The sequence below is a fragment of the Deinococcus proteolyticus MRP genome (genome assembly GCF_000190555.1).
GTDB classification, from domain to species: domain Bacteria; phylum Deinococcota; class Deinococci; order Deinococcales; family Deinococcaceae; genus Deinococcus; species Deinococcus proteolyticus.
On record NC_015161.1, the window covers coordinates 467,631 to 485,547 of the forward strand.

The 17,917-nt window shown below is 66.4% G+C and carries 16 protein-coding genes; 9 read left to right on the forward strand and 7 right to left on the reverse strand.

The window, feature by feature from the left end; genetic code table 11:
* Nucleotides 1-270 precede the first annotated feature (270 nt).
* From DEIPR_RS02370 to DEIPR_RS02395, 6 genes are all read left to right on the forward strand, one after another.
* The gene (locus DEIPR_RS02370) at nucleotides 271-2,628 is read left to right on the forward strand and encodes a 3-hydroxyacyl-CoA dehydrogenase/enoyl-CoA hydratase family protein (RefSeq protein ID WP_013614236.1); all 2,358 of its coding nucleotides are present in this window, start codon (nucleotides 271-273) and stop codon (nucleotides 2,626-2,628) included.
* A gap of 47 nt (nucleotides 2,629-2,675) precedes the next feature.
* Complete coding sequence (locus DEIPR_RS02375) at nucleotides 2,676-3,851, forward strand: alpha/beta hydrolase (RefSeq protein WP_013614237.1); 1,176 nt, start codon at nucleotides 2,676-2,678, stop codon at nucleotides 3,849-3,851.
* A gap of 86 nt (nucleotides 3,852-3,937) precedes the next feature.
* Nucleotides 3,938-5,140 (forward strand): thiolase family protein, encoded by a 1,203-nt coding sequence (locus DEIPR_RS02380; RefSeq protein ID WP_013614238.1) that lies wholly within the window; start codon nucleotides 3,938-3,940, stop codon nucleotides 5,138-5,140.
* Nucleotides 5,141-5,335: 195 nt separating this feature from the next.
* The gene (locus DEIPR_RS02385) at nucleotides 5,336-5,680 is read left to right on the forward strand and encodes an HNH endonuclease (RefSeq protein WP_013614239.1); all 345 of its coding nucleotides are present in this window, start codon (nucleotides 5,336-5,338) and stop codon (nucleotides 5,678-5,680) included.
* Nucleotides 5,681-5,816: 136 nt separating this feature from the next.
* On the forward strand, nucleotides 5,817-6,341 hold the full coding sequence (locus tag DEIPR_RS14790; RefSeq protein ID WP_169310661.1) for a helix-turn-helix domain-containing protein: 525 nt from the start codon (nucleotides 5,817-5,819) through the stop codon (nucleotides 6,339-6,341).
* Nucleotides 6,342-6,730: 389 nt separating this feature from the next.
* Nucleotides 6,731-7,831, forward strand: a complete 1,101-nt coding sequence (locus tag DEIPR_RS02395; protein ID WP_425358580.1) for an IS4 family transposase — start codon at nucleotides 6,731-6,733, stop codon at nucleotides 7,829-7,831.
* On the opposite strand, the gene DEIPR_RS02400 is transcribed toward DEIPR_RS02395, so the two are convergent.
* From DEIPR_RS02400 to DEIPR_RS02415, 4 genes are read right to left on the reverse strand one after another with little or no spacing between them, the layout of a single operon-like run.
* Nucleotides 7,821-8,036, reverse strand: a complete 216-nt coding sequence (locus DEIPR_RS02400; RefSeq protein WP_013614241.1) for a hypothetical protein — start codon at nucleotides 8,034-8,036, stop codon at nucleotides 7,821-7,823. The genes DEIPR_RS02395 and DEIPR_RS02400 overlap by 11 nt on opposite strands.
* Nucleotides 8,037-8,070: 34 nt before the next feature.
* A complete protein-coding gene (locus tag DEIPR_RS02405) occupies nucleotides 8,071-8,871 on the reverse strand; it encodes a WD40 repeat domain-containing protein (RefSeq protein ID WP_013614242.1) in 801 nt (266 codons plus the stop codon).
* A 43-nt stretch (nucleotides 8,872-8,914) separates the two neighbouring features.
* On the reverse strand, nucleotides 8,915-9,415 hold the full coding sequence (locus DEIPR_RS02410; protein ID WP_013614243.1) for a hypothetical protein: 501 nt from the start codon (nucleotides 9,413-9,415) through the stop codon (nucleotides 8,915-8,917).
* Nucleotides 9,412-9,948 (reverse strand): HD domain-containing protein, encoded by a 537-nt coding sequence (locus tag DEIPR_RS02415; RefSeq protein ID WP_013614244.1) that lies wholly within the window; start codon nucleotides 9,946-9,948, stop codon nucleotides 9,412-9,414. The genes DEIPR_RS02410 and DEIPR_RS02415 overlap by 4 nt, the downstream gene beginning before the upstream one ends.
* Before the next feature lie 72 nt (nucleotides 9,949-10,020).
* Between DEIPR_RS02415 and DEIPR_RS02420 the strand changes: the two genes are divergently transcribed.
* The gene (locus DEIPR_RS02420; RefSeq protein WP_169310662.1) at nucleotides 10,021-11,388 is read left to right on the forward strand and encodes an FAD-binding protein; all 1,368 of its coding nucleotides are present in this window, start codon (nucleotides 10,021-10,023) and stop codon (nucleotides 11,386-11,388) included.
* A 147-nt stretch (nucleotides 11,389-11,535) separates the two neighbouring features.
* Entirely contained in the window at nucleotides 11,536-12,744 is a 1,209-nt protein-coding gene (locus tag DEIPR_RS02425) for a 23S rRNA (cytosine(2499)-C(5))-methyltransferase (protein WP_041221904.1), read from the forward strand.
* A gap of 21 nt (nucleotides 12,745-12,765) precedes the next feature.
* Here DEIPR_RS02425 and DEIPR_RS02430 read toward each other — a convergent pair whose 3' ends face one another.
* Nucleotides 12,766-13,266, reverse strand: a complete 501-nt coding sequence (locus tag DEIPR_RS02430) for a hypothetical protein (RefSeq protein WP_013614247.1) — start codon at nucleotides 13,264-13,266, stop codon at nucleotides 12,766-12,768.
* Between the two features lie 141 nt (nucleotides 13,267-13,407).
* On the opposite strand from DEIPR_RS02430, the gene DEIPR_RS02435 reads away from it, so the two are divergent.
* Entirely contained in the window at nucleotides 13,408-15,261 is a 1,854-nt protein-coding gene (locus DEIPR_RS02435) for an ABC transporter ATP-binding protein (protein WP_013614248.1), read from the forward strand.
* Here DEIPR_RS02435 and DEIPR_RS02440 read toward each other — a convergent pair.
* Entirely contained in the window at nucleotides 15,240-16,385 is a 1,146-nt protein-coding gene (locus tag DEIPR_RS02440; protein WP_013614249.1) for an FAD-dependent monooxygenase, read from the reverse strand. The genes DEIPR_RS02435 and DEIPR_RS02440 overlap by 22 nt on opposite strands.
* A 116-nt stretch (nucleotides 16,386-16,501) precedes the next feature.
* Entirely contained in the window at nucleotides 16,502-17,881 is a 1,380-nt protein-coding gene (locus tag DEIPR_RS02445) for an FAD-binding oxidoreductase (protein WP_013614250.1), read from the reverse strand.
* Between the last annotated feature and the right edge of the window lie 36 nt (nucleotides 17,882-17,917).

Consider the following 17,917-nt stretch of genomic DNA (forward strand, 5'->3'; position numbering starts at 1 on the left):
TGCCGGGGGCCGGCGCCCAAGCTTTGGGCGGTCAGCGTTGCCAGTGCTCGGCGGTGCTCCGCCAGGCATCTCTAGCGGGGCGGGGGAGAGGTGCAGACGCGCCAGGTGCGCTGCCCCGGCGGGCGGGGCCAGACTGGGTAAAGCAGGCTGACTCTGGGGGCCGCCAAAGAGTAGCCTGTGCATGGACATTCATCCCTTTCATCCTCTACTCTTTAGACCGAGTCCAAAATTCCGTCTCTCGTTTCGGCGCCCCTGGCGTCAGGAGGTTCCATGCAAGACCGTCAACATCCCCCCCTGCCCCCCATCCGCAAAGTGGCCGTCATCGGCGCGGGCGTGATGGGCGCGGCCATCGCCGCCCACCTGGCCAATGCCGGGATTCCCGTGCGCCTGCTGGACATCGTGCTCCCCGACAAGGAAGACCGCAACTTCCTGGCCAAGGCCGGCATCGAAAAGGCGCTGAAGGCCCGCCCCGCCGCGTTCATGTTGGGAAGCCGCGCCGCGCTGATCACTCCCGGCAACCTGGAAGACAACCTGAAAGACATCGGGGACTGCGACTGGGTGATTGAAGCGGTCCTGGAAAAGCTGGAAGTCAAGCAGGAGCTGTGGGCCAAGGTAGAAGCTGCCGCCAAAAAGACGGCCATCATCTCCAGCAACTCCAGCGGCATTCCCATGCAGATGCAGATTGAAGGCCGCAGCGAGGACTTCCAGAGCCGCTTTATCGGCGCTCACTTTTTCAACCCGCCGCGCTACCTGCACCTGCTGGAGCTGATTCCGACCGAGAAGACCCGCCCTGAAGTGACCGCCGCACTGAGCGAATTTGGCCGCAGCGTGCTGGGCAAGGGCATCGTGGTCGCCAACGACGTGCCGGGCTTTGTGGCCAACCGCATCGGCGTGTACGGCATCGTGCGTGCCATGAAGCATATGCAGGACGCCGGCCTGACCCCTGCGCAGGTGGACGCCATCACCGGCCCGGTGGCCGGCCGCGCCAAGTCCGCCACTTTCCGCACCGCCGACCTCAGCGGTCTGGACATCATCAGCCATGTGGCCGCCGACCTGCAGAAATACAGCGGCGACGACGAGGACTTTACCCTGCCGCAGTTCTTCCACGACATGGTGGGCAAGGGCATCCTGGGCGACAAGTCCGGCTCGGGGTTCTTCAAAAAGGGCAAGGACGAAAACGGCAAGACCGTGATCACTGCGCTGGATGTCGCCACTGGCGAGTACACCGGCGAAGGCAAGGCCAAGAGCAAGCTGGCCGAAGCGCTCAAGGGCAAGCCGCTGGCCGAGCGCCTGGAAGGGCTGTACACCGCCGAAGGCCCCGAGGGCGACTTTATGCGTGCCAGCCTGAACGATTCGTTCTGGTACGCCGCCAAGATGGCCGGCTACGTGTCGGGCAACCTGGCCGACATCGACAATGCCATGAAGTGGGGCTTCGGCTGGGAGGTTGGCCCCTTTGAGACGATGGAGCTGCTGGGCGTGCAGCGCGTGATCGGCAACATCGAGGCCGCCGGCCTGAGCCTGCCCCCGCTGCTGCAACGGATGAAGGACTCGGGCGCCGAGAGCTTCTATGGCGAGGGCGAAATCGTCACTCCAGCGGGCGACAAGACCCCCTACGAAGCCCCCTACCTGATTCTGACCGACCTGAAAAAGGACGCCACCAAGGTCATCAAGAAAAAAGCCGGTGCCAGCATCGTGGATATCGGTGACGGGGTGCTGCTGGTGGAGTGGCACGCCAAGATGAACGCCCTGGGCGAGGACCAGCTGCGGATGGTGCAGGAAGCCCACAAGCAGGTGCAGGCCCTCGGGTACGCCGGCCTGGTCGTGGCGAACCAGGGCGAGAACTTCAGCGCCGGAGCCAACCTGCCTGCCATTCTCAGCATGGCTCAGGACGACGACTGGGACGAGATGGACGCCACCATCCGCGAGTTCCAGAACACCACCACCAGCCTGCGCTTCAGCCCGCACCCCTGTGTGGTGGCTCCGCACAACCTGGCGCTGGGCGGCGGCTGCGAGTTCACCCTGCATGGCGACCATGTCACCGCCAGCGCCGAGCTGTACATGGGCCTGGTGGAAGTGGGCGTGGGCCTGATTCCTGGCGGCGGCGGCACCAAGGAAATGCTGCTGCGCTTTACTGACCGGCTGCAACCGGGCCAGCCCCTGCTGCCGGCCGTGCAGCGTGCCTTCGAGCTGATTGGCACTGCCAAGGTGAGCACCAGTGCGCTGGAAGCGAAGGAACTGGGCCTGCTGCGTGACAGCGACACCGTGGTGATGAACCCCAACCTCCGCATCGAGGAAGCCAAGCGCCACGTGCTGGCCCTGGCCCCCGGCTACGTGCAGCCGCAGATGCGCCAGGACATCCCCGTGATGGGCGAGGATGCCGTGGCTGCCGTGAAGAGCGCGGTGTACGGCATGCGTCAGGCCGGTTACATCACCGACTACGACGTGGTGGTGTCCGAGCAGCTGGCCCGCGTGCTGAGCGGCGGCGTGGGCCGCACCCGCGGCCAGAAGGTGTCCGAGCAGCACCTGCTGGACCTGGAGCGCGAAGCCTTCCTGACCCTGGCCGGCAAGAAGGGCACCCAGCAGCGCATCGGGCACATGCTCAAGACCGGCAAGCCGCTGCGTAACTGAGCTGGCTCTCCGCCCCCCACCCCGCCCCTTTCCCCTCCGAGGACCTCATGAACTTCCGGCAGCACTTCACCCCCAAACACCTGCCCCGCACGGTCGCCCTTGCCGCCGCCGCCTACGTCGCCGCCATTGCCGTGGGTGCACTGGTGGGTGCGGAGGTGCTGCTGCGCTCCAAGTCGCGCTGGGTCAAGGGGAGCTTTCTGGTGGTGGGCCGCAGCGGGGACCGGCTGCTGCTGCCGCCGGTCCCCGAAAGCCTCAGCCGTGACGTGCTGGGCGTGGTGCCGCTGAACCCGGTGAGGGGCCACGCCGTGATTGGGCATGTGGAGCGGCGCGGCCCCTATGTGGAACGCCCGGTGCTGGAGGAACGCGGTGTCATCCAGCCCGGCTGGATTGCCTGGGTGTCCAGTTTCGTGTACAACGGCACCCCGGCCCAGCTGGACGCGAACTACGAGAACGTGGTGGTGCGCACCGACGTGGGCGATATGCCCGCGTGGCATGTACCCAGCGTGACCGGCGAGCGCGACCTCATCGTGATTCAGATTCATGGTCATGGGGGGCAGCGTTCGCAGGGGCTGCGGGTGCTTCGTTCGCTGGAACGGACGGGGGCGGCGCAGCTGTACGTCACCTTCCGCAACGCTTTCGGGGCGCCCCGCGTAGGCAAAGGTCACATGACCCTGGGCGACGTGGAGGCTGAAGACGTGCTCTCGGCACTGGAGTGGGCGCGCGGCCAGGGCTACCAGCAGGCGGTGCTGATGGGGTACTCCATGGGCGGCAACATTGCCCTGAGTGCCCTGCGGCCCAGCTTCGAGCCGCTGCCCCTGCCCGTGCGCGGCGTGGTGCTCGACAGCCCTGCGCTGGAATGGCGCGACGTGATTCGCCGTCAGGCCCGCCGGGGAGGGCTACCGCAGTTCATCGCCAAGCCGGTGGGCCGCATGATTGAGCGGCTGGTCACCCGCCGCAGCGGGCAGAATTTCGACACGGTAGACCAGTTGGCCGCCGCGCCCCGCTTTGGCGTGCCGATTCTGCTGTTTCACAGCCCCAGCGACAAGACCATTCCGTACTGGCAGGCAAAGGCACTGGCCGAAGCCCGCCCCGACCTGGTGGAGTTCCACACCGTGGAGGGCGCACGCCACATCCGCTGCTGGAACATTGACCCAGAGCGGTATGAGGCGGCGCTGGAAGCGTTTATCCGGCGGGTGACCGAGTCTCGAAGAGACCAGCTTTAAGTGATGCGGCCCTGAGTCGCCCGACTCCCGAACTCCTAGACTCGCTTGACCTTTCCCTCTTTTCTTTTCTCCCGAGGAGATTTTCAATGAAAGACGCATACATCGTTTCCGCCGTCCGCACGCCCGTAGGACGTGGCGTGAAAGGCACCCTCCGCAACACCCGACCCGACGACCTGGCCGCGCTGGTGCTGAAAGAAGCTGTCAGCCGTGCAGGCATCGAGGCCAGCGAGGTCGAAGATGTGTATCTCGGCTGCGCGATTCCCGAAGCCGAGCAGGGCCTGAATGTGGCCCGCCTGGCCGCGCTGCGGGCGGGGATGCCCGACAGCGTGGGCGGCGTGACCGTGAACCGTTTTTGCTCCAGCGGCCTGCAAACCATCGCTATGGCGGCGGCGGCAGTGCAGACCGGGCAGGCCGACGTGATGCTGGCCGGCGGCGTGGAAAGCATGAGCATGGTGCCCATGAGCGGCCACAACCCCAGCCCCAACCCCGACCTGGTGGACACCCGCCCCGGTGCGTACGTGGGCATGGGCATGACCGCCGAGAACGTGGCCGAGAAATACGGCGTGAGCCGCGAAGACCAGGACAAGTTCGCCCTCGCCAGCCACCAGAAGGCCAAAGCGGCGCGTGACGCTGGAAAGTTCAAGGACGAAATCGTGCCCGTGCCGGTGCAGGTAGATACTCTGAAGGGCACCAAGCTCAAGTCCGAAACGGTGCAGTTCGACACCGACGAACTGATTCGTGATGACGCCAGCCTGGAAGCGATGGGCAAGCTCAAATCGGCCTTCAAGCTGGGCGGCAGCGTGACCCCGGCCAACTCCAGCCCCTTTTCCGATGGAGCCGCCGCTGTGGTGGTCATGAGCGGTGACAAGGTAGAAGAACTGGGCGTGAAGCCGCTCGCCAAATTCCTGGGCTTTGCGGTAGCGGGCGTGGACCCCGAAATCATGGGCATCGGCCCGGTGGCCGCGGTGCCCAAAGTGCTGAAGCAGACTGGCCTGAGTCTGGACGACATTGACCTGATCGAGCTGAACGAAGCGTTTGCGGCTCAGTCTCTGGCTGTGGTCCGCGAACTGGGCATTGACGAAAGCAAGTTGAACGTGAACGGCGGCGCGATTGCGCTGGGTCACCCGCTCGGCTGCTCCGGGGCCAAGCTGACCACCAGCGCCATTTACGAGCTGCGCCGGCGCGGCGGCGGCAAGGCCCTGATTACCATGTGCATCGGCGGTGGCATGGGTGCAGCCGGGGTGATTGAAGTGTTTGCCGCTGAAGCGGGCGAGCAGGCCGCAGACTAGAGGCTGTCCGGAACATCGCAGGGGTGGGTACACCTCCGCGATGTGATGCGGGCAGAGCGAGTAGACGCAGACTCGCTTGGAGCTCATCCCCATTTTCCGGATGACCTCTCACCTGCTTCCCGCCTCATCACCTGAAGGGACGTTTCCTGCACTGGGAAGCGTCCCTTTTTGCCGGCGATGCACTACCCTCGGCACATGGCCCGCCGTAACTCCTTTTCCACCTGGCCCGAAGCCCCCTCGTCTGAGGCCGCGGCTCTTACCTGTGCCCTCTGCGAGCGCGAGGTTCCCGAATTGGTGCAACATCACCTGATTCCCATCATTGCCGGCAAGCGTAAGGGCATCAAACCGCAGGACCTGCCCACCGTGGGCCTGTGCCCGGCCTGCCAGCAGTATCTGCACAGCACGTTTTCCATCAACGAGCTGGCGACGCGGCTCAACACGCTGGAAGCGCTTCAGGCCGACGAGCAGGTGCAGAAGTTCGTGAAGTGGGTGCGCAAGCAGCCTGCGACCAAGGGCGTGCGGGCGAAGGGGCGCGAGTAGCCGCACAGTCAAGCTATTCGACATCACTCGTTCCGTCCGCGTACAGCCTACGGCCTGATGCGGCAGGAGCACCTGCCAACAGGACCGAAGTGTTTAGAAAGTTTGCCATGTAAAAAATATTTGACAAACCGGTGAAGTGCGCCTATGTTGTAGGAGTCGACAGGGAGGACCAACTATTCGCAATAAGCTCAAAGAACTCCGTACTGCACGGGGCTGGTCGCAGGCTGACTTGGCGGGACACCTCGGTGTCTCCCGGCAGACCGTCAACAACTTCGAGACTGGTCGGAATGACCCCAGTCTGCTGCTGGCCTTCCGCCTCTCATGGCTTTTTGACCTTCCACTGGAGGAAATATTTATGGTGACTGCAGAAGAACGCGTTGCCCTGACCGGCACGGCCTGGGAATACCAGGACCGCCTCGCCACGGCTTTCAACGAAATTTCTACCCTCGAACAGATGGGCCGCGAAGGCTGGGAGCTCATCAGTTTCGGACCACTGGTCCTGAATTTCCGCAGACCTGAGGTGGCCGGTGCCCGCACGGTCTGGAACTACTGCCGGACAGAGGGGCTGCTGTCTGCCGCCGTCCGGCAGGAGCTGGAGCAAGCAGGCTGGACCTATACCGGTTCTTGGACGCTCTACCACTACTTCAAGCGTCAGGCCTGAGTGAGTTTCCCGCGTTGTGGCAAGCGGCGCAGCAGCTTTTGGCTAAGGCGGAGGCAGCAATAATCAGGAAAGCTAGAAATCCTGCCACAGCTACCGCCCACGATATGAGCGGCGTAACCACCAAAGCCGCCCCCACCCGCGCAGGCAAAGGCAGCAGCCTAGAGCATTTGACAGAATTACGGTACCCCAGGCGCTTTTCCTGGGGTACCTCCATTCTGCTGGGTGTTCTTTCTAAATCCACTCGCTTCGCTCTGCTTCACAGCTTTGCGAATCGGACAACGAATGGCGAAAACACGCCATTCTTATGTCAGATGCCTCAGTACCTGACAGGTTGAAGGAAACGTTGTCTGGATCGCAGAAAAATATGAAGCAGGGCGGCTTATGGAGGTGTGAAACCGAACCAAGCCGCCCTGACGAATGTTGACACATTCGTGACCTACCTGAAAGAGCGTCTCCCACACCACCGTATGGACCGTCTGCGCTGCGTTGCAGAAGTCCTGTTCGGCATCTTGCAGGCAGAGTCCACTCTCCACCGCAAGATTGCACTCCATATTGACCGTGCTGCAACGACACCGTCCATCACGCGCATGGTGGCCCGTGTGCTGCATGGTGCTGGCCTGACACAGCAGGACATCCAGGATGTCCTGCTGCCACTGCTGCCTGAGGGAAAACTGACCCTGATCATGGACCGCACCAACTGGAAGCACGGCCAGTCTCATCTCAACCTGCTGGTCATCGGCGTGGTGCTGGGCAATGTCACCCTTCCCCTCGCTTGGAAGGAACTGAAGCATGGTGGCAACAGTGAATCCAGGGCACGCATGATGTTGGTGGGTCAGCTGCTGGGACGCATCCCCGCACGCAGGTGGACGGTGCTGATCGCGGATAGAGAGTTTCTCGGTCAGGAGTGGTTCACGTTTTTGCGGCGCAGCGGGATCAAAAGATGTATCTGTATTCGGGCCAATACCGTGTTAGACGGTGAATATGCTCGTGACTGCTTCGCCGAATTGACACCCGGCCAGACACGTACCTTGTTCGAAAAGGCCTGGGTTCAGGGCAGCTGGATGCGCGTGGTCGCGACGCTCTCCCCAGAGGGAGAGCGGGTCATCATCGCTTCAGATTTATCTGTTTGGGACACATTGGAGGTCTACAGGCAGCGCTGGGCCATCGAAACCACCTTCTCTGCCATGAAATCCAGAGGCTTGAATCTGGAGCAGACCCACATGACCAACCCGGAGCGGGTAGGGAATTTGTTTGGTCTGCTGACCCCGGCCTTGACCTGGATGCTGCGCGTGGGTGAATGGCGAGCCACAGCAAGGCCCATACGTGTCAAAAAACATGGTCGCCCTGCGGAAAGCAGGGCGAGGTACGGATATGAGGAGCTGAGCCGTGCGCTGCGATGGGGCGGGGAGAAATTCAGGCTCTTTCTGGCTCTCTTGAGGACTCCATTTCCCGCGCTAGGAGGGGCTAAAAGGCAACCTGTCAGGTACTGAGGTCAGATGCTCTAGAACTGCCCCACAGCACCAGCAGGCCCACACCTAGCAGTGCAAAGTGAATAGCTGGGTAGGTTATTGGCAAGCTTAGCTTGGGCATCACGAAAGCCATTGCCAAAGCATTCGCCACCCCGCACACCGCCGCCCATTTCCAGTCCCAAATAGCAAATTGCCCCAGCAGCAGCCCCAGCACGAAATAAAACACGAACCAGTTGAGGGGGTAGCCCGTTTCTATCAGTTTACTTCCCGCTCTGGGTGAACCGTTCCAACTGAGCTTTCGCCTCGGCCTCCGCCACTTTGCCGCGCATTTTCAGCAACGTGCCCGTGTTCGCGTCATATTCGGCCAGTCTGCCGTCCACGTACTGCACCAGCACACGGCTCCCGTCAGGCGAGAGGCGGGCGTCTACGCTCCCGGCCCCGCCCGTCTGGGCTGCGCCCTGCGGGTAAGGCAGGCGGGAGATGGTGGCGATATGCGCGCCGGTTTTGGCGTTCCAGACGGAGACAGGGCCGTAAGAATGGCTGGATTGCCGGATAAAGGCCATACGTTCACCATTTGTACTGAAAGTGACCTTGCCATCGTAAAAGCTCTCGCGCTTGTCGTTGTAGACAAAGGCTATGCGTTCCAGCGTCGCCAGATTCCAGAGCGTTGGCGAGAGGTAGCCCGGTCGGCGTGAGTCTGCCATTCCCTTCGAGCCGCTGAAATCCAGCAACAATCGCTGACCATCAGGCGTGAAATCAGCCCCGAAAATGCGGGAGGACTGGCTCAGGAAAGTCTTCACCCGCTCTCCCTTCTCCACGTCCCAGAGCTGCACGTAGCCGCTCCCGTCTGCGATGTTCAGCAGCCATTTCCCATCCGGGCTGAACTTGCTTTCCGTCACCGCGTTCAGCCCCGGTGTCGTCGCCTGGAACAGCAACTGTTCGCCGCCGTAGACCCGCATGGTGGCCTGACCAACAGGCGTATCTTTCTGAATATCAGCCCGAAGTTGGGCAGAGGCGGAGGCGCACAGCAGCAGCGTGAGCAGGGGCAGGGTTTTGTACATGGCTCAGGCTAGGGCGGCCCGCCTGACGGAAGATGAGGCCCCGTTACTCCAGCCGCAGCAGCTGCCCCGGTGCCCCCAGGGTGTCGCCCACCCGGCCGCCGAACCAGAAGCCGTCCAGCCGGTAGCTGCCTGCCGGCAGGCCGTACAGCTCGGCGCGGTACTGGCCTCGCAGGCCGCCCGGCACCACCAGCACGTTATCCCGGCACGTGGGGGCGTCCCACACGGGCCTGAGCGTCAGCCACAGCGGCTCGTCTTCGCCGCCTTCACGCAGGCGGGTCACTTTCACGCTGGGCGGCTCGCTGAGCGTGCAGGGGAAAGTCACAGTGACTTCCGGCGCGGCCGCGAAGCGCAGCTGCACGTCTACCGGCTCGCCCACCCGGCCGGAGCGCTGCCACTGCAGCGGCGTGTCCAGCGTCCAGCGGGGGAGGGGAATGGCCTGCGCGGCTCCAGCAGACGCTGCCGGCTGGACAGGGGCCGCCGCCTGGGCTCCCGCCCAAGTCTGGGCACAGGCCAGGGCCAGTGCCGCCAGCAGCGCCCGCCTCATGCCTGCGCCTCCTGCATGGCCTGCAGCACATTCGCCATGTGTTCTTCCAGCGGCACGCCGAGGTCGGCGGCTCCCTGCTCCACTTCCTCGCGGTTCACGCCCGCTGCGAAAGACGGGGTTTTGAAACGCTTTTTCACGCTCTTCAGCTCCAGCTGCCGGATGTCCTTGTCGGGGCGAATCAGGACTGCCGCTTGAATCAGCCCGGTCAGCTCGTCCACCGCGAAAAGGGTCTTGGACAGGCGGCTTTCGCGGGGGGTTCCCGTGTAGGCGGCGTGGCCCATAATGGCGTCCAGCACGACTTCAGGGGTGTCGGTATGCTCGCGCAGGTAGCGGACGCCCCAGGTGGGGTGCTCCTCCGGGTGCTGTTCGTAGTCGAAGTCGTGCAGCAATCCAGCGACGGCGTACAGCTCCTCGTCCTCGCCCCAGTGGCGGGCGTACCAGCGCATGGCGGCTTCGACATTCAGCATGTGGCGCTGCAACGACTCGCTGGGCGTGTGCTCCAGCATCAGCGCGTAGGCTTGTTCGCGGTTCATAGGCCAGTTTAACGCTCCCGGCGGCCGCGCCTCATGGCCGCGCCGCGCTGCAGCGGTATGGTGGGAACCGACGTGACTGACCTCTCTTCTTCCGGCACCCCGCTGCTGTGGCAGACTGCCGCCCCGCCCGCCTGGCAGAACCGCGGCCGCACTGCGCAGGCCAGCCCGCAGGTGTGGGCCGCGCCCAGAACCCCGCAGGAAACCGCGCAGTCCATTGCCCACGCCGCTGAGGCTGGCCTGCGGGTGCGGCCGGTCGGAGCAGGAACGGCGCTCAGCCCCCTCGCAGTGGGACAGGAAGTCATGCTGAGCCTGCAGGGCATGCGCGGGGTAGCCGAGCTGAATGAAGCGGCCGGCACGGTGACCGTCTGGGCCGGCACCCCGTTGGGCGAGCTGGCTGCTGCGCTGGACTCGCGTGGGCTGAGCGTGCCAGGACTGGGCGGGCACGCCGCGCAGACGCTGGGTGGGGCGCTGGCGACCGGCGCCCACGCCACCGGGCTGGCCAGCCCCCGCCTGGGGGCCGCCGTGACCGAGCTGGAACTGGTAGACGGTCAGGGCGAGCTGCGCCGCCTGCGTCCCGGCGACCCGCACTTCGGGGCGGCGGCGCTGTCGCTGGGGGCGCTGGGTGTGGTGACCCGCGCCACCCTGCGCCTGCAGCCCGCCTACCGCCTGCGCGTGAGCACCCGCCCGGTGGGCTGGGGCGAACTGATGGCGCTGGGCCCCGAGTACGCCCAGGCTGCCCCGTATGTATCGCTCACCTGGCGCCCGGCCCGTGAGGACCATGAGGCCGTGCTACTGCGCCGGGCCTGGCCGGCCGAGACGGGGACCGGCGCGCCAGCAACCGACGTGCCGGCCACCGGCGCGGCCCAGGGCGGCCTGTTGGGCGGCCCGGCCCAGGCCCTGGCCGAAGCAGGGACACTGTTCTCACCGCTGCCGGCGCCGGTGCGCGGCCTGCTGGAAGCCCGCGCCCAGGCCGACGCCGTGCTGGCGCCGCAGCACGCTCTGCTGGCAGCCGGCGACCCCCTGCGTGAACTGGAATACGCCGTGCCGCTGGCGGCCCTGACCCCAGCGCTGCGGGACCTGCGGGCGGTGTTGGCCCAGGCCGGTACACAGGGCACCGCGCTGCAGTTGCCGGTGGGGGTGCGCTTCGTGGCGCCCGACGAATTGCCTCTGGGCACCCCGGCCGGCGAGGGCATGGCCGTGATTGCCCTGGGCGCGCCGCTGGCCCTGCCGCCCGAAGTGACCGGGCCGCATTTCCGGGGGGCCGAGGGTGTGTTGCGGGCACATGGGGGGCTGCCCGCCTGGGGCCGGTTGCACGCGCTGGGCGAACACGAGCTGGCCGCGCTGTATCCCGGCTGGGCTGAGTTCCGCGCCGCCCGCGACGCGCTGGACCCTGAGCGGCGCTTCGGCAGTCCTTATCTGCGCCGCGTGCTGGGCGAGTAACCCGCCCCCCGCCTGGAAGCGGCAAAGGGAATGCCACTTCCGGGGCCTACCCGGGTCTGCGGGCCAGGCTGTGACGGGTAGTCGGCAGACCAGAACACTGCCGGGCGGCCTGCCGGCAGCGGCCCGCCGATGCTCTAGCCTGTGGGGGTGTCTGTGCCTGCTGCTCCCGCTGCCCCCCGCCTGAAACTGACTGTCTCACCCGCTGCCGAAAAGCATCTGCGGGCCGGGCATCCCTGGGTGTACGAAGCGAGCGTGAGAACCCAAAACCGTGGGGGCGAAGCGGGCGAGCTGGCGGTGGTGTACGACCGGCGTGACCGTTTTCTGGCGGTGGGCTTGTACGACCCGCACTCACCGCTGCGGCTGCGGGTGCTGCACGCCGGCAGCCCAGCCAACGTGAACCGCGAGTGGTGGCAGGCGCGCTTTGATGCGGCGCTGGCCCGCCGCGCTGGCTTGTTCGGCCCCGATACCGATGGCTACCGGGTGCTGAACGGCGAGTCCGACGGCTTTCCCGCGCTGGTGGTGGACCGCTACGCGGACACGCTGGTGCTCAAGTTGTACTCGGCAGCCTGGTTTCCCCACCTGCCGCTGGTGCTGGAGCTGCTGGCCGGAGCTTTTCCGGGCCTGCGCGTGGTGCTGCGCCTCAGCCGCAATATCGGGGCGCTGGCGGGAGAAGTGGGCCTCAGCGACGGGCAAACGCTGGTGGGCGAAGCGCCTGCGGCAGCGGTGACTTTCCACGAATCGGGCATCGCGTTCGAGGCGGATGTGGTGCGGGGTCAGAAGACCGGCTTTTTCCTCGACCAGCGCGAGAATCGCCGCCGCGTGCGCGACCTTGCCGCCGGAAAAAAGGTGCTGAACGCCTTCAGCTTCAGCGGGGGGTTCAGTCTGTACGCGGCGCAGGGAGGCGCTGCGGAGGTGGTCAGCCTGGACATTTCCCGCCACGCGCTGGAGAGCAGCGAGCGCAACTTTGCCCTGAACCCTGGCCTGACCGCGCCGCACCGCCCTGTCCAGGCCGACGTATTCGAGTGGCTGACAGAGGGCAGCGAACAGTTCGGCGTGGTGATTCTCGACCCGCCTTCGCTGGCGCGGCGCGAAGCCGAGCGGGAAGGGGCCATCCGCGCCTACCACAAACTGGCCCGCGACGGCATCGCCCGGCTGGAGCGCGGGGGCCTGCTGCTCAGCGCCAGCTGCTCGGCCCACGTCAGCGCCGAGGAGTTCTGGGATACGGTGCGGGACGCCGCCGACCGCAGCGGCCGGCCCTGGCGCGAGCTGGCCCGCACGCAGCACGCACCCGACCACCACGCCAGCTTTGCCGAAGCGCAGTACCTCAAGGCGATTTATCTGCAGTTCGGGGATTGACCTTCCGGCTGCCGGGCGCGGTCAGAGGCCGGGGCCATGCCGCGGTGCGAACAGCCGGTGCAGATAGGCTGCCGCCTGCTCCAGGCCAGCCAGCGCCCGCAGCAGGGCGAGTTCGTCGTCTGGCAACAGCCAGGGCCGCCGGGTGCACAGGTCCAGACCGGCGGGCGTGAACGGGGTGGCCGCGAACAGGGTCACCAGGCAAGCGGCCCCGGCAGGGTCACAGGCCAGCACTTCCCAGCGGCTGGGCGTAAAGCGGGTCAGTGGGGTCACGCCGCGCCACTCGAACGCGCCGGGGGTGGTCAGCGGCGTGTCCAGCCCGCAGATGAACCGTTCGCGCCCGCGCCGGGTGCAGCGCACCGTATCGCTGACCAGGCCGCCCGGCAGCGGCGCGTAGGTGATAGAAGGATTGTCCAGCGCCCGCCACAGCGGCAGGCTGGTCCGGGTGACATACCAGGTGCCGGTCAGGACGCCGGGGGGTAGGCCCCCTGTCTGCGCAGGAAAGCTAAGGGAAAGAGAAGACACCGCTGCAGGCTAACGCGGAAAGCCACCGGTGCAGAGCTCTAAAAGGGCTCTCCAAAAGCCAACCGCTTGCAATCCCGCCCGCTGGCAGTTGCTAGCGTGGGTGCCATGTCGCGCCCTTCGCAGACCTTTTCTCCAGCTGGCATGGCCGGTGCAGGTGACCGGCCGCGCCTGAAGCCGGCTTCGCTGCTCTCGGCCCTGCGGCCCCTGTGGGTGGTGGCCCGGCCTTACCGCCCGCTGTTCTGGCTGGGGGTGCTGGCCTCGCTGCTGTCCAGCGGGCTCAACCTGGCATTTCCGGCGCTGTTCGGGCGGCTGGTAGACGCTTCTTTTTTGCAGCTGGGCAGCACCGACACGGCAGCACTGGACCGCACGGTGCTGCTGCTGCTGGGTATTTTCGCGCTCTCGGCCCTGTTTGCAGCGGCGCAGTCCTATCTGCTGGCGCGGGTGGGGGCCGGCGTGGTGGCCAGCCTGCGCGGGCGGCTGTTCGGGCACCTGCTGACATTGCCGCCGCGCTTTTTCGCTGCGCACCGCACCGGCGACCTGACCAGCCGCCTGACCGCCGATGTAGGCACTGTGCAGGGCGTCAGCAGCACGGCGCTGGCGGGCCTGATTGCGCAGAGCGTGACCCTGGTCGGCAGCGCGGCGCTGCTGATTGCCACCAACCCGCGCCTGAGCCTTTACGCGCTGGTCGGTCTGCCGCTGATTATTGCCATTGCCGTGACCATCGGCCGGCGGATTCGGGCGGTCAGCCGCGAGGTGCAGGACGCGGTGGCCGGGGCCAACGCCAGCGCCGAGGAAGCCATCAGTGGGGTGCGGGTGGTTCAGAGTTTCACGGCCGAGGACCTGGAACGCCGCCGCTACGGCGCGGGTGTGCAGGCCAGCTTCCAAGCGGCGCTGCGCCGGGCCGGCTGGCAGGCACTGATGGGCGGCACCATGAGCTTCCTGACCTTCGGGTCGCTGGCGCTGGTGCTGTGGTTCGGGGGGCGGCAGGTCATGGCCGGCGAACTGACCCCCGGCGCGCTGGTGTCGTTCCTGTTCTACGCCATTCAGGTGGGAGGTGCGATTGCCGCCCTGACCGGGCTGGTCAACCAGTTTCAGGAAGCGGCGGGAGCGTCGGGCCGCATCTTCGAACTGCTGCAGGAGCGCAGTGACCTGCCTCAGCCGGCCTCCCCCCGGCCACTGCAACACCCACGCGGCGAGGTGGCCTTTGAAGGGGTCGGCTTCGGCTATGGCGATGAGAGCAGCGGTTCCGTTCTGCACGGTATTTCGCTGAGTGCCGGGCCAGGGCAGACGGTGGCCCTGGTGGGGCCCAGCGGCGCCGGCAAGACCACGCTGGTGGGGCTGATTCCCCGTTTCTGGGACGTGACTGCTGGCCGCATTACCCTGGACGGCCACGATATACGCGACTACGACCTGCAGGTGCTACGCTCGCACATCGGACTGGTGCCGCAGGACACGCAGCTGTTTTCGGGCACGGTGGCCGAGAACATCCGCTATGGCTGCCCCGGTGCTCCGGACAGCGAGGTGGAAGCGGCGGCGCAGGCGGCCGGAGCCCACGAGTTCATCCAGGAATTGCCGCAGGGCTACGCCACGGTGGTGGGTGAGCGAGGTCTACGGCTGTCGGGCGGGCAGCGTCAGCGGGTCGCCATTGCCCGCGCCCTGCTCAAGAATCCCCGCGTGCTGATTCTGGACGAGGCCACCAGTGCCCTGGACAACCAGTCCGAAGCGCTGGTGCAAGCGGCGCTGGACCGGCTGATGCAGGGCCGCACCACCTTTGTGATTGCCCACCGCCTGAGCACCGTGCAGGGCGCCGACCAGATTCTGGTGCTCGACCGGGGCCGCATCGTGGAGCGCGGTACCCACACCGAGCTGCTGGCTGCCGGCGGGCTGTACAGCGAACTGCACCGCACCTGGCAGGACCGGGAGGGAGAGGACCGCTCTCCCACGCCGCAGCCGGCCGGCAGCCTGGACTCGGCTCAGCTCACCGGGTCGCCGTAAAAGGCCTCAATTCGCCGCCGCGCCAGCTCCGGGTTGATGCTCAGGGCCAGGTTGCGGGCGAAGCGCATCACCCCGCGGGCTTGGCCCATCTCCCCGAAGGCGCGGGCCGTGGCGGTGGCGGCGTTGGCGGTGCCCTCGCGCTGCTGCTGGTAGCTTTCCAGTGCGGTGAGCCGGTCCGGGGCCGTGACCAGCCAGGTGGCCAGGGCTTCGGCGTCTGCCAGGGCCTGCGCGGCCCCCTGGCCCAGGTTGGGGCTGGTGGCGTGGGCTGCGTCCCCAATCAGCACTGTGCGGCGACTCCACCACTCGGGCAGCGGAGAGATGTCCTGTATGGGCAGCGCGGTGATTTCCGCTTGGTCGGTCGCGGCTATCAGGTCCAGTACCGCTGGCGGGAAGTCCTCGAACGCCCGCAGCAGCTCGGCCTTGCTGAGCGCGGGCGCTCCTAGCGACTGGCGCACCGGGGCGTGCCAGTAGGTGAGGTTCTCGGCCATGCGGAAACAGGTAAAGCGCCGCCCCGGTCCCCAGAATTCGCTGAACGTGCTGTCCAGGTCGCCGGCCGGCCGCTGCGAGGTCACGCCCCGGTAGGCCACGTCGCCGGTGGGCACCAGCCGGGTTTCGGGGTACAGCAGTTCGCGTACCCGCGAATTCCGGCCATCGGCGGCCACCAGCAGGTCGGCGCGGACCTGCCGCCCGTTGTGGAAGCGCGCCACCGCCTCATGGAAGTGGTTCTCCAGCCCGGTCAGGCGGTGGCCTGTCTGCACCGTGCCGGCTGGCAGATACTCGGCCAGGGCGCGGTGTAGGTCCTCGCGGGCTAGGCCTAGCAGCGCATGCCCATGCTGCCCGGCCACATCCTGCTGCGAGCGGGCGTACAGCAGGCGGCCTGAAGCGTCGTAGATACGCATTTCCTGCAGTTCCACGCCGCGCACCTTCAGCACCGAGTCCAGCCCCAGCCGTTCCAGCACCTTCACCGAGTTGGGCGGAATAATCAGCCCCCCGCCCAGCGACCACAGTTGGTCCTCGGCTTCGTAGACCTGACAGTGTGCTCCATGCCGGTGCAGTGCCCCAGCCAGGGCCAGCCCACTGACACCGGCCCCGATAATCACAATATTCTGATGTTGCAATTGCATAGGCTTAGCTTAGATGCTGCCTGGCGGGACTTTCATCCAGACTTCATTTCCAAGGCCCTCATGTGCAGGTCACACCTGCTGGTTTGGAACTGTTCCAAATAGTCGGAGCGCTCCTTCTAAAAAATCTTGCCCGGATTCATGATGCCGTGGGGATCGAAGGCGGCCTTGACCCGGCGCATCAGCTGTAGGCTGTCGCCGTGCTGGCGGGCGAGGTGGCCCCTTTTGTGCAGGCCCACGCCATGTTCGCCGGTGCAGGTGCCTCCGCACTCCAGGGCGCGGGTCACCATCCGGTCGTAAATCCCGTGAATGGTCTGCCAGCGCCCGGCGTCGTCCGGGGCGGCATGGAACGTCATGTGGAAATTGCCGTCGCCCACGTGCCCCACCAGGCTGGCGTCCACATCCGCCTCGCGGCACAGTGCCGTCGTATAGGCCACCATGCCGGGTAGCTGCTGCAGTGGCACACAGATGTCGGTGGTCAAAAAGGCGTGGCCGGGGTGCTGCGCCGTGATGGCGTAGTAGGCCTTGTGCCGCGCTTCCCACAGCGCCGCCCGCTCGGCTTCGGTGTAGGCGGCTTCCAGGCCCGTGCCCCCGCTCTCGCCGCACAGTTCACCGGCCAGGGCCAGGGTGCCGGCCAGCGCTTCTTCGGTGGCCGCCGCGAACTCCATCCACAGCGTAGGGGCCACCGTATAGTCGCGGCCCAGATACTCGTTCACGGCCGCAATTTCGCCTGCGTCAATCAGTTCCAGGCGCTCGGGTTGCAGGGCGGCGCCCATCAGCAGCGCCGCGCAGGCCGCGCCCTCCTCGATGCTGCGGAAGCTGGCCCGCAGGGCAGCCACGTGGCCTGGCAAGGGGTACAGCCGCACCGTCAGCTCGGTAATCACGCCCAGCGTGCCCTCCGCGCCGATAAACAGCCCGCGCAGGTCATAGCCGGCCGCCGTCTTGCGGGCGCGGCTGCCCAGGTTGACCACCTCACCGCCCGGCAGCACGGCCCGCAGCGCGAGCACGTTGTCGCGGGTGGTGCCATAGCGCACCGCTGCCGTGCCCGACGCGTTGGTGCTGGCCATGCCGCCCAGACTCGCCTCCGCGCCGGGGTCTACCGGAAAGAAAAGGCCTTCACGCCGCAGCTGCCGGTTCAGCTCCGGGTAGGTAACGCCGGCCTGCACGGTGGCCTGGAAGCTGCCGGGCTGCACGTCCAGCACCCGGTTCAGCCCCGACACATCCAGCGAAATGCCGCCGTGCACCGGAATCAGCTGGCCTTCCAGGCTGCTGCCGGCGGACCAGGGCACGACCGGCACGCGGTACTCGTCCGCCAGGCGCAGGGCGTCGATCACGTCTTGCTCGCTGTGAGCGAACAGGACGGCATCGGGGAGCACTGGCGCCTCGCGGCTCTCGTCGCGGCCGTGCTGCTCGCGTACCGCCTGTGCCACAGTGAACTGCTCTGCGAAGCGGGACTGAAAAGCGGTCTGGGCCTGCGAAGTGAACTGAAAGTGGGACATAAATCAGGATAGGCCATCGCTGTAGGCGGCCGGGGG

Bases quoted from the DNA above. Each gene is read 5' to 3' on its own strand.
- DEIPR_RS02370 (WP_013614236.1), top strand. From the start codon at position 271: ATGCAAGACCGTCAACATCCCCCCCTGCCCCCCATCCGCAAAGTGGCC.
- DEIPR_RS02375 (WP_013614237.1), top strand. From the start codon at position 2,676: ATGAACTTCCGGCAGCACTTCACCCCCAAACACCTGCCCCGCACGGTC.
- DEIPR_RS02380 (WP_013614238.1), top strand. From the start codon at position 3,938: ATGAAAGACGCATACATCGTTTCCGCCGTCCGCACGCCCGTAGGACGT.
- DEIPR_RS02385 (WP_013614239.1), top strand. From the start codon at position 5,336: ATGGCCCGCCGTAACTCCTTTTCCACCTGGCCCGAAGCCCCCTCGTCT.
- DEIPR_RS02405 (WP_013614242.1), bottom strand. From the start codon at position 8,871: ATGTACAAAACCCTGCCCCTGCTCACGCTGCTGCTGTGCGCCTCCGCC.
- DEIPR_RS02410 (WP_013614243.1), bottom strand. From the start codon at position 9,415: ATGAGGCGGGCGCTGCTGGCGGCACTGGCCCTGGCCTGTGCCCAGACT.
- DEIPR_RS02415 (WP_013614244.1), bottom strand. From the start codon at position 9,948: ATGAACCGCGAACAAGCCTACGCGCTGATGCTGGAGCACACGCCCAGC.
- DEIPR_RS02435 (WP_013614248.1), top strand. From the start codon at position 13,408: ATGGCCGGTGCAGGTGACCGGCCGCGCCTGAAGCCGGCTTCGCTGCTC.
- DEIPR_RS02440 (WP_013614249.1), bottom strand. From the start codon at position 16,385: ATGCAATTGCAACATCAGAATATTGTGATTATCGGGGCCGGTGTCAGT.
- DEIPR_RS02445 (WP_013614250.1), bottom strand. From the start codon at position 17,881: ATGTCCCACTTTCAGTTCACTTCGCAGGCCCAGACCGCTTTTCAGTCC.